This is a genomic window from Serratia sp. KH_031 (assembly GCF_057839655.1).
Map to the genome: position 1 here is coordinate 824,161 of NZ_CM174496.1, position 12,013 is coordinate 836,173.

Consider the following 12,013-nt stretch of genomic DNA (forward strand, 5'->3'; position numbering starts at 1 on the left):
GTATCACGTGTCAGACATCAATCAAAAACAGACGGAAAGGCAAGACGAACTTTCTCCGTTAAAGCGGGCTTTTATCGCTATCGAGACACTACAGGAGAAATTGGCTCAGGCGCAGAACTCATCTGCGGAAGCAATAGCTATTGTAGGCATGGCATGTCGGCTCCCTGGTGAGGTAGAAAGCCCGGAGGCGTTATGGCAACTGTTGGTTAGCGGTGGTGATGGTGTTGTGCACCAGCAGCAGAATGGTAATCAGGCTGATGCGCGTTGGCCGTTATCTCAATGGGTGGATGCCGATCGTGAGGCAGCAGGAAAAACCGTTACATTGGATGCTGGACTTATCAAGGACTATGACAAATTCGACGCTCGTTTTTTTGGCATCTCCCCGCGTGAAGCTGAGAGTATGGATCCACAACAGCGTCTGGCGCTGGAGTTGAGCTACAGCGCCGCACAGGATGCCGGATACTTGTCTACACAGCTGGAGGGGAGTAATACCGGTGTTTATCTTGGTGCAGGAGCAGGTGAATATTTCCGACAGTGCCTGCAGTCAACCAGCCAGGATGCCGGTTTTTTTGTTACCGGTAATACGCAAAACGTTATCAGCGGGCGTATAGCGTTCAATATGGGATTACAGGGGCCTGCGATTGTGATCGATACCGCATGTTCTTCCTCTTTGGCCGCTATTCACTTGGCAATTAATGCGCTGCGTAAAGGAGAGTGCCAGGCAGCATTGGCCGGGGGCGTAAACATGCTGGTTGATCCGGCGGTGTTCGTCTCATTGTCAAAAGCCAATATGCTTTCTGCTGATGGAGCCTGTAAGACTTTTGATCACCGTGCTAATGGCTATGTTAGAGCGGAAGGTGGCGCGATCTTCATGCTTAAAACCTTGTCTCAGGCAAAACGCGATGGCGATCGTATTCATGCGCTGATTTGTGGTTCGGCAGTCAACCAGGATGGACGTAGCAGTAGCCTGACGGCCCCGAACGGTCCTGCCCAGCAGAATGTGATTCGTAAAGCGTTGGCCGATGCCAGAATTGATGCGGCGTCGGTTGATTATATTGAGAGTCATGGTACTGGCACTTCTCTTGGTGATCCGATTGAAGTTCATGCTTTGAATGCAGTTTATGGGCAGCGAACGTCAACGTATCCGTTATTTCTGGGAGCGCTGAAATCCAATATCGGCCATTTGGAGGCGGCCTCCGGTGCAGCCAGCCTGATTAAGGTGGTGATGGCGTTAAAACAACGGCAGATCCCCGGTAATTTGCATTTCCAGCAGGCTAACCAACATTTTGACATTGCCAATTCTCCGATTGTTTTTCCAACTGGACTCACCTCTTGGGAAAGCGAACAGCCACGTCGGGCAGGGGTGAGTTCCTTTGGTTTTAGTGGCACTAACTGCCATGTGATCCTACAGGAGGCGCCTGACGATCGGCCTCTCGTCACCGCTATAGAAGGAAGGCGTAATCTGGATGCGTTTCCACTGTTGGCACTATCAGCAGCCAGCGGTGAGGCATTACGAGCAACAGCGGCGCGTTACCAGCGTTGGTTAACGGACAATCCCACCCTTTCACTGATGCAGGTTGGTTACAGCGCGGCGGTCAAACGCGATCAATTTGAATATCGAGTGGCTTTTACCGCCGCGTCACGCAGCAAACTGACTGAACAGCTGGCCGCATTTGCTAGCGAGTCCCAGCCAGTAAAAAAACGTCACAGGCCGCGCGTCGGCTTCCTCTTCAGTGGGCAGGGGGCACAATATGCCGGTATGGGCCACGAATTGTATCGGCAGGAACCTGTTTTCCGTGACGCAATCGATCGGTGTCAACGGTTGTTGGTTGACTTCATGACTTATCCGCTGACTGACGTCCTATGGGGTGAACATCAGTCGTTGCTAAATCAGACTGCTTATACTCAACCAGCCCTGTTTAGTGTGCAATATGCGTTAGTCACCCTGTGGGCATCATGGGGGGTACAACCGACAGTGGTTATGGGACACAGCGTGGGTGAGTTCGCGGCAGCCTGCTGTGCGGGCGTACTGGCGCTGGAAGAGGCTATTCGTCTGATTGCTGAGCGTGGACGGCTGATGCAGCAGTTGCCTGCAGGCGGTGGGATGCTGGTGGTGATGGGGGGAGGTGAACAGGTCAACCAGCTTATTAGTGCCAATCTGACGATGGAGCAACAGCAAAGGATCGGCGTTGCCGCTTTTAACGCCGATAGCCAGACGGTGTTATCGGGCGATTTGGCATTAATCGAGAAAGTAAAAGTCGCAGCAGAAACACAGCATATGGGCTGCGTTGCTTTACCGGTTTCTCATGCTTTTCATTCCCCCTTAATGCAGCCCGTGCTGGCTGCATTTGAGCAGTATGCGGCGAATGTGTGTTTTAACTCCGCTAACATTGCCGTGGTTTCTACGGTAACCGGAGAGCAAGAGCAGCAACTGTGGCAGCAGCCACAGTATTGGAGTCGTCATATCAGTGCGCCAGTCAACTTTCTGCGAGGGCTGGAGGTATTCAGTGAGCAGGTTGATGTGGTGATTGAAATCGGCCCTCAACCGGTCCTCACCGCGTTAGCGCAGCGCAGCCGTTTCCACAAAAATATCCGTTGGTTATGCAGTATCAATACTCAGGAAGCTAATGTGCAATCCATGCAGCAGACTTTGGCCGTTCTGTATGGAGAGGGGGTCGATATTGATTGGCAAGCCTGGTATCAGCAGGTGTCGATTGAGCTGAAGAATTGTTCTTTACCGGTTTACCCGTATCAACGTCAGCGTTTCTGGGTCACGCCGGAACAACGAGGTCGCCTGGCTAGCCCTAGTGTAAAACACGATATTATCCACCCGTTATTAGGACAGCGTTTATTGACCCCTGGCGTGTCGTCCAGCTACTACCAGAGTTTCTTAAGTACGGATTCCCCTGGCTATCTGGAACATCACCGGTTGTTCGGCTCGGTTATTGTGCCTGGCGCATCGCATGTTTCTATGGCGATTATGGCGATCCAGGATCGTTACCTGGTGGGAGCTTGTGAACTGCAAACTTTGGCATTTTTCCAGACCATCGGTATTGCCGATGAGGGACAGCGCCGCGTACAGATGGTACTGACGCCAGAAATGTCAGCAGCAGGGTCGATACGCGGCGAGTTCAAAGTACTCTCATTACGTGATGAACGACACGGTAACGACGAGCATGATTGGGACGTGAATGCTTCCGGTGTCTACAGTGAATTGACGGATCCAAGTGTGGCCTTGGCGGCTGAGTTGGCGACATTGAATATTGCCAGTGCTCAACAGGAGTGGGCATTGGAACAGCGGGGTGAGGATTTTTACACCACGATTTGGCAGCGCGGCTATACCCTGGGCAGTGGGTTCTGTTGGGTTGGGGATCGCTGGAGCAAGGGGGGATTAACGCTCCACGCGATGGTTGTTCCTGAACTCCCAGATGAGCTGTCCTCTTACCCTCTTTACCCTGGATTGGTGGATTCCTGTTTTCAGGCTTTTGGTAGTTCAGTAGCACTGGATGCCAGTGACGATGACATCTATATCCCTTTCTGTGTCGAGAGAATGAAGTTTTTCCGCCAACCGCGGGCTGACGAGTCTTTATGGTGTTTATCGCGTCCTCATGCAGGTTCACTGGCGGCAAAAGGTGGCGCGATCCGCCATGTTGGCGACCTGGTACTGTTTACCTCTGATGGAGAGGTCATTCTAGATGTACAGGGACTGGAGTTGCGCAAGTCCACTGCTCGCTTGTTGAAAGGGAGCCTCCCAGGTATGCAGGCATCATATTATTACCATAGTCGATGGCTACCCGCGACAAAGGTTGCGGATGGTATAGAGGAGAACGGGCTGGTGATACTACTCGCTCCTCAGGGGGAGAGTGAAGCACTTGCAACCTTGGGAGCCTGTCTTGATGAACGAGGCATTGAGTGGGTGATGGCTTATGGAGGAGAACAGTTTGCGGCTCTGCCAGAGAGCCGGTTCACTCTCAGAATCGATGTCAGTGAGGATTATCTGGCGCTGTTCAAACAGCTTGGCACGCAAGGATATCCTGGCCCCAGCCGCATCATTACCTTGTTCTCGCCACCGGTTTTGGCCGAAGGCGAGGGGGCGTCGGCATTATTGCCACTTGCGCTGTCAGCAACGGCGTTAGTTCAAGCCTGTCAACAAGCTTTTAGCCAGCGGGCACCGCAGATTGCGCTGGTCACACAGCAGGCTCAAGCCTGTTTATCCAGGTCAGAAACCATCGTGGCCGAACACTATGCGCTCTGGTCACTTTGGCGCGTTATTCGCGGAGAACAGCCACAGTTGAAGGTTCGTGCTTTCGATCTGGATTCGACACAGCCATCCAGTATGCGGCTGCTATGCGCTGACATTTTCAGTCAGTCACCGGAAAATGAGGTTGGCTGGCGTGATGGCCAGCGCTTAGTCCACCGTTTTAGCCGTTATGACGCTGTAGCCACGTCAGGTGAGTCGCAGAAATTGGCACTTGATCCGGCAGGGACCTATTTACTGACCGGGGCTTTGGGGGGGATTGGTCTAGCTACTATGCGCTGGTTAGTACAGCGAGGGGCGCGGCATCTGCTGTTATTGGTACGGCACGCTCCTTCTGACCAGCAACAGGAAGCTTTGAACGCGTTGCAGCGACAGGGGGTGACCCTCACCCTATGTCAATGTGCATTGGATGACGCAGAACAGGTGAAGGCGGCAGTCCAGCAGATAGCAGAGCAGCAATCAGTGTTACGCGGTGTATTCCACTTGGCGGGGGCGCTGGACGATAAGCTTATCGAAAAACAGGACATAAACAGCTATGCGAATGTCTTTGCCCCTAAAGTACAGGCAACACGTCACCTGGATGCCATTACCCGCCATCCAGATGTGCAGTATTTTGTCTGTTTCTCTTCGGTCGCGGCGATCTTGGGCACCCCAGGGCAGGCAAACTATGCGGCTGCCAATGGCTATCTGGATGTGGTGGTCAGAGAGCGTCAACGTGCGGGCTTCCCTGCGTTGTCAGTTAATTGGGGCCCTTGGCGTCACATAGGCATGGCTGCTAGACAAGATGATGGCGGACAAAAAATAGCCGCTATGGGCATGGAGGCTTTTGAACCGGAGCAAGGTTTTGCAAGTCTGGAGGCGCTGCTGTTCACAGCGGCTGAATGTAAGGCCGTCGTGGCTTGCTTGCAAATGCAGTGGCAGCGTTTTATGCAACGTTTCCCCGGTGCGGAGAATAACTCTTTATTTCAAGAGTTTGCTGTTCAAAGTGAGTTGGTTCGAGGCAGCTATCTGGCGGCTCTGGCGGCATTGCCCGTAGGGGAGCGTCAGGCACTGCTAAGCCTCCAGATTAGCGGTGTGCTTAAAGCGGTGATGAAGTTTGCTGGTGATGAAGAGATCGATCTCGATCTGGGATTTTTCGATTCAGGTATGGACTCACTCATGTCATTGGAGTTCAGGCAGCAGTTGGAAAAACTCTACGATATTACCCTGCCCCCAACCGTGGCATTTAATTATCCAACCCTACGAGATTTGATGGGGTATTTCATTACAGATGTGCTGGCCTTGGATTTTAGTGAGAGCAATATCCAGCCAGAATCGGCCAGCGCCACTTTATCAATGGATAGCCTGTTAACCAGTGAGTTGAGCGAAGATGTACTGGCGAGAATGCTGGAAGAACAGTTGGCAGCAATGGCGGAGAAGGAATAGATGACGGAAACAAACTCTGGCGCTCAGCACCGTGCGCTGCTGGCGAAAGCGTTACTTGAACTGCAAAAGTCACAGGCGCGCATTCAGGCGCTGGAACAACTGGTTGATAACGCCGTGCCTGCACCGATACACAAAGAGCCTATTGCCATTATTGGCATAGGGTGTCGTTTTCCTGGTGGTGCAGACAGGCCAGAAAAATTATGGCAATTGCTGAAGTCTGGCCGCAATTTGGTTAGCGATATCCCGGTAGAACGTTGGGATATGGATCATTTTTACGATGAAAAAGTGGGTGTTGCTGGGAAGATCTACACACGAAAAGGCTATTTCCTTGACGACGTTAGCCATTTTGATCGTTCGTTTTTCTCCATTTCACCGGCGGAAGCACAGGAGCTGGATCCCCAACATCGGTTATTGATGGAGTGTACCTGGGAAGCACTGGAATGGGCAGGGTATGATCCCCTCAAACTGCGCGGCAGCAATACCGGAGTCTTTATTGGCGCGATGAATGCCGATTATGCGCAATACAGCTTACTGGCTCTGGGCCAGGCCAGTATGTATACCGCCGTGGCTAACGGCAATGGTATGGGGGCTGGGCGTCTGGCGCATAACTTTGGTTTTCAGGGGCCGACGTTGGCGATTGACACCTTATGTTCTTCTTCACTGGTCAGTACTCACCTGGCGAAAAATAGTTTACAGAATGGCGAGTGTGACTTAGCGGTGGTTGGTGGCGTTAACCTATTACTCACTCCTGGCATGTTCGTCGTGACCAGTGCTGCCAATATGTTGGCGGCCGATGGTTTATGTAAAACCTTTGATCACAGCGCTGACGGCTATGCCAGGGGGGAGGCGTGCGGCGTGATTGTACTTAAAAGGTTGAGTGATGCCCGGCGGGATAACGACAATATTCTGGCTATGATCTGCGGTTCGGCAATCAATCAGGACGGGCCCAGCAGTGCCCTGCCGGTACCTAATGGGTTGGCACAAGAGGACGTGATTCGTCGCGCGCTTAAAGATGCCCAACTCGACTCTACGGCCATTGATTATATTGAGGTTCATGGTACTGGTACTGCCCTTGGGGATCCGATAGAAGTGGAGGCCTTGGCAAAAGTCTTTACCTCACCGCGCTCAGAAAAGCTGAAGGTGGGTTCAATCAAAACCAATTTTGGTCATACCGAGGGCGCTGCAGGGATCGCCGGATTAATAAAAGTGGTTCTGGCGATGCAAGAGGCAACGATCCCGGCGCACCTGAACGTCACGCATCTCAGTGAACGTATCGATTGGGACAACGTGGATATTGATGTTTGCACAAAGGCGCAACCTTGGCCGCGCCGAGCAGAACATTATTTTGCGGGGGTCAGTGCCTTTGGTATCGGTGGGACCAACGCACACGTGATACTCAAGTCTGCTGAGGTGCCTGACACGCCATTGGTTCAGCGAGGGGGCGTAATGGTCACATTGTCGGCCAAAACGGCTCCCGCACTACGTGAAATGTTAAAGGAACATCTTGCCTGGATACATCACAATCCCCATGAACTGGCGCGTTACGGCTATACCAGTAACATCAGTCGGAGTAGTTTCAGCCATCGTGTCGGTTTTTGCGTTGACAGCTTAGCGGCCTTGACCGATTCATTGAGCGCGTTGGTTGACAATGACGAGATGCCGCCGCCGATGGCGTTAGCGCAAAAGCCCGCGTTTATTTTTACTGGGCAACTCACTCGCCAGCAGCAAGTAACATTGGTGCGGCAACTTCAACCGATTGCTGCTTTCCACAAGGCACTGGAAAAGTTCGCGCCAGCTTTTCGTCAGATCAGCCAGCATGATTTGGCGGCTATCCTGACTGAGGATACCATTGCCGGGCTGAGCACAGAAAACAGCCTGATACTGGGGATCGTCTTGGAACTGGCACTGGCGGAGAGCCTGCTAGTGCTGGGCGTAATACCAGGGATAGTGATGGGGTTTGGTTTGGGTGAATATGTCGCGGCAGCCTTTGCCGGGGTGATTTCAGTCAGTACGCTGTGTGCTATTGCCAACGCCGAACAGCAACAATGTCAACAACAGCTCGAAGCGTCGATAACGCTACTAGAGGTTAAAACTGAACTGCGTAATATCAGAGCGTTACTCCGTGAACAGAGCGGATTTGAGGGGCGGCAAGCCGTCGTTGCCATCAATGGCGCGCAGGATGTTTGGTTGGCAGTTGCGGATTCATGTCTGGAAAATATGCAACAGGTGCTCAAGTCGCGCGATATTGCTTTTACCTCCTTGGGACAGGCCAGCCATCATCAACGGCGCGGACTACTCCAGGATACAGGTTTTCTTGCACCATTATTAGCGCAAGAGCCGCTGCAAAGGCCGCGTTACACTATGCTGTCAACCATTACCGGTCAACAGGTTCAGTCTGAAATAGCAACCACAGAGTACTGGCTGCGTCAGTTGAACAGTGTGACGAAAGTGAAAAGCGTAGCGGATACGTTAGCAGCGACAGGGGTTGAAACGGTAGTGCAAACTGCGGGTAACAGCATACAGTCACGGCCATTGAGTTCGATGCTTCGGGGGGGAGATGCTGGCACGATCATACACTGGTTCTCTTTGCTAGAGGAGGTTGGGACGACGGAACAGCGGCTGGAGTCTTTCCTTATCCAGCAGTGGCAACAGGGTTTCAGTATCAACTGGGCTGCCTATTACCAAGGGAGCGGCCTATGCGCACTTCCATTACCGAGCTATCCTTTCCAGCGCGAACATTGCTGGTTGGAACATTCTGGGGATTGGCTGAATACTGGGTTAGTGAATAATAGGCAGACGCAGTTAGGAATAAGAGACGAATGGGGCAGTACAAAGCAGGATTTAGCGCTTAGCATTCGGACTCATGTGGCCAGTATCAAAGGGTTATCCCCTGATGAGGTATTACCGGAACACCATTTCCAGTTGCATCTGGGCTATGACTCCATGTCGATTATGGAACTGCGTAGCTTGCTGGAAAAAAATATTTGGCTGAAGGAAAGAATCGAACTCAAACAAATGATGATGATAAGTACCGTTGCTGAATTGATCGAATTTATTATACTGCGGGTGAGTAGCGATCCCGAGTCATTGATACGAGCATGAATAATAGGAAGCGAATAATGAAGAGCCCTCGAATAGTGGGTGTCGGTACCCATTTGCCCGGAAAACCGATTGATAATGTGCAAATTGAGAAAAGCTTTCACGTTAACGCAGAATGGATAGCATTGACTATTGGTAATAAAACCCGTCATATGGTGATGGATCTGAATAGTGGTGAAGCTGTATCTACGTTGAGTGATATCTGTGCGCTCGCCTGCTTTTCTGCCTTAGATAAGGCGGGAATGGGTGTGGACGAAATAGATTTTGTTGTGATGGGTACCGCGACGCCGGATAATTTGATGCCAGCGACGGTAAATCTAGTTTGCGAAAAATTGGGTATTAATCATGTTCCGACCTATCAATTACAATCCGGTTGTGCTGGGGCATTACAGGCACTGGATATCGGTAATACTCTGTTGTGCAGCGGGAGATATAATAGCGGACTGGTGATCGGTGGGGATGTCTGCGCGAAATATATCGATCTACAACGTGATTTCAGCCGTTTGGATTCGTCTGAACTGGTCAACTATGCCCTGTTTGGCGATGGTGCAGGTGCGGTGGTAATGACGATAGAAGCCATGAGTGGTATGGAGATTGTACAGACACTCAACTGTTGCGAAGGATTAAATCGTAAACCGGGACAGGAACTGAACTGGAATGGGGTGAACTTAGCATCCACAGCAGGGCAGAAACCGTTGCTGTATGAGGACTATAAAGCCATTGAAGCGGAAGTTCCGCGTATGGCAAAGGAAACGCTTGCGGAATTATTACATTTAACCGGCTGGAAGGGGGAAATGGTTGATTATTTTATGACTCCGCAATTAGCAGGGCATATGACCGATAAGATTATTGATTTTCTGATGTTACCGGTAGAAAAAACCTTAAATTGTGTCGCTACTACTGGTAATAACGGTAATGCCTTACCATTTTTACAGTTGGAAATGTTGGCAAATAGCTTACAGCGCGATCAGCTAGCGTTGGGGGTCGCCATTGAATCCTCTAAATGGATTAAAGGTGGTATTGCATTACGTGGAATCTGAAAATAGAACAACTCGACGGGTTTAATTCTTCCTCGTTAGGATAGAGAATGTTATGGATGAAAATGAACTGCTTCGCCAGGTGCAAAAGTTAAGAAAGAACATGAGTGTTCCTGATTCAGCGATGAAATTATCTGCGTTATTATCTCAATTGCAGGAGGTGCATTCACTTGCTAAGGCTGGCTATTTGTTGCGTAATCTTCCAGCAGAAATTGAAAATGAATCTGTCTCTTTCCGGCGTGTAAAAATTGCAGTCATCAGTAATTTTGTCAGTGATGAAATTGCGAATTTTCTGCGCGCTGATTGTCTGACTGAGAGGATATTACCAGAAATTTACTGTGCCGGTTATGATCAGTATCTCTGGCATCTGCTTGATACTGATAGTGTACTGTACCGGGAACCGGCGGATATTACCTTCTGTTTGCTGGATGAACATATCTTCCTGGATAAATTGCCTGATGACTGGCAGGTACATGACTTGATTCAGGCAATGGATGAGACGTTGGATAATTTACAGACGGCTTTCAGCCAATATCTGGCGGGAGGTGAAAAATTACTGGTGATCAACAGCTTGGCGTTGAGCCGAGATAGCTATGATGTTGTGATCGATTACCGATCTAAAATGGCTCTGAGCAAGAAGCTTTACCAGTTCAACCAGCAATTGTTGGAATTGTGTAGTCATTATAGTAACAGTGTGATGCTCGAAACTGCGCTGTTTTTACAGCGGCCCAACGTGGGGTTGAAAAACCTCAATATGTCCCACTATGCCAAGATGCACTTCAGTGACGAATTGCTGATGGTATTTGCCAAAGAGTGCGGCAAAATAGCGCGGACAATGACTGGGGCTACTAAGAAATGCTTGGTACTGGACTGTGACAATACACTGTGGGGCGGTGTTATTGGTGATGAAGGTCTAACCGGTATTGAACTGGGGGGAACTCCCTTGGGTGAGATCTACTTGCAGTTTCAGGTTGTTGCAAAACAGCTGGCGAAGCAGGGCGTGATCTTGGCGATCAACAGTAAAAATACGCGTGAAAATACCGACCAGGTGTTCGCCTACCATCCAGATAGCGTTTTAACGGCCACGGATTTTTCCTGGCAGTGTGTGAACTGGCGGCATAAGCACGAAAATCTGCTTGAGATTGCCTCACAACTCAATATCAGTACCGAGCATATCGTTTTTGTTGATGACAGCGATTTCGAATGTGCCCTGGTACAGGATATGTTGCCGGAAATAAAAGTGGTGAAACTGTGTGGACGAGTCGAAGAGCACATACAGCAATTGCTAGAACCCGGTTTTTTCAATACGTTACAACTCACCCAAGAGGATTATCTGCGTGGGCAAACCTATCGTGCGGAGTCCGAACGTAAACAGGAAAGGGAGAAATTCAGCGATCTTGCGGTCTATCTTAGCAGTCTTGATATTCAGGTTACAGTGGGATTTGCTGATGCGTTCACGTTACCCCGTCTTGCGCAGATGACCCAGCGAACTAATCAGTTCAATTTGACCACCCAGCGTTTGTCCGAAACCGAAATAGAAAGGCTCAGTCAGCAGAAAAATTATCGGATTATCGTGGTAGAGGTTCGCGATAAGTTTGGCAGCAGCGGTGTGGTTGGTTGTGTGTTGGCGGAGTTTGATACCGATAATGCCCTGCATATTCGTAACTTCTTATTAAGTTGCCGGGTATTTTCCCGTGGGGTGGAAACAGCGGTGCTTGCTAGCCTGATATCTCTAGCAAAAACGCAGCGAGCTAGCGCTCTTTATGGGTATTTCTCGCCCAGCAGTAAAAATGGTAATTTCCAGGATTTTTACCTGCGTCACGGTTTTCAACTTGTCGATGAAACGCTTCAGGGGGCAAGTTGCTACTGGCTCGATATGGTAAATAAAGACGCAGTAGAAATAGAAACACCCTGGATTACTTTGATTGATCAATTTTTTTGAACTGTGGAGTATAACGTATATGGAAGATTTTTCTGAAATGGTAGATCTGGTGAAAATGGTTTTAGACACTGATGAGGACATTACTGTAGATCAGAATATGGATACCATTCCTGGTTGGGACTCAGTAAATGCCTTACGCCTGTATACTCAGTTAGGGAAAAGTGTGGACAAGAAAATACCGATGGTTGGATATATGCAGGCCAAAACGTTATATGAAATTTATCAGCTAGTTAATAATAGCCATTAACCGAG

Annotated in this window: 5 protein-coding genes; all 5 read left to right on the forward strand. The window is 50.0% G+C overall.

Annotated features, from left to right (window positions below; translation table 11 throughout):
• The first annotated feature begins 7 nt into the window (after nucleotides 1–7).
• The 5 genes from AC3ISQ_RS03575 to AC3ISQ_RS03595 are packed head-to-tail and all read left to right on the forward strand — an operon-like array spanning nucleotide 8 to nucleotide 12,008.
• The gene (locus tag AC3ISQ_RS03575) at nucleotides 8–5,683 is read left to right on the forward strand and encodes a type I polyketide synthase (RefSeq protein ID WP_489350613.1); all 5,676 of its coding nucleotides are present in this window, start codon (nucleotides 8–10) and stop codon (nucleotides 5,681–5,683) included.
• Nucleotides 5,684–8,785 carry a type I polyketide synthase gene (locus AC3ISQ_RS03580; RefSeq protein ID WP_489350615.1) on the forward strand — a complete coding sequence of 1,034 codons (3,102 nt, stop codon included), beginning with the start codon at nucleotides 5,684–5,686 and terminating at the stop codon, nucleotides 8,783–8,785.
• A 17-nt stretch (nucleotides 8,786–8,802) separates the two neighbouring features.
• Entirely contained in the window at nucleotides 8,803–9,822 is a 1,020-nt protein-coding gene (locus tag AC3ISQ_RS03585) for a beta-ketoacyl-[acyl-carrier-protein] synthase family protein (RefSeq protein ID WP_489350617.1), read from the forward strand.
• Nucleotides 9,823–9,874: 52 nt separating this feature from the next.
• A complete protein-coding gene (locus AC3ISQ_RS03590) occupies nucleotides 9,875–11,761 on the forward strand; it encodes an HAD-IIIC family phosphatase (protein WP_489350619.1) in 1,887 nt (628 codons plus the stop codon).
• Between the two features lie 19 nt (nucleotides 11,762–11,780).
• Nucleotides 11,781–12,008, forward strand: a complete 228-nt coding sequence (locus AC3ISQ_RS03595) for a hypothetical protein (protein WP_489350621.1) — start codon at nucleotides 11,781–11,783, stop codon at nucleotides 12,006–12,008.
• Nucleotides 12,009–12,013 lie beyond the last annotated feature (5 nt).

Excerpts from the sequence above, each read along its gene's own strand:
- AC3ISQ_RS03580 (WP_489350615.1), top strand. The coding sequence starts at position 5,684 with ATGACGGAAACAAACTCTGGCGCTCAGCACCGTGCGCTGCTGGCGAAA.
- AC3ISQ_RS03585 (WP_489350617.1), top strand. The coding sequence starts at position 8,803 with ATGAAGAGCCCTCGAATAGTGGGTGTCGGTACCCATTTGCCCGGAAAA.
- AC3ISQ_RS03590 (WP_489350619.1), top strand. The coding sequence starts at position 9,875 with ATGGATGAAAATGAACTGCTTCGCCAGGTGCAAAAGTTAAGAAAGAAC.
- AC3ISQ_RS03595 (WP_489350621.1), top strand. The coding sequence starts at position 11,781 with ATGGAAGATTTTTCTGAAATGGTAGATCTGGTGAAAATGGTTTTAGAC.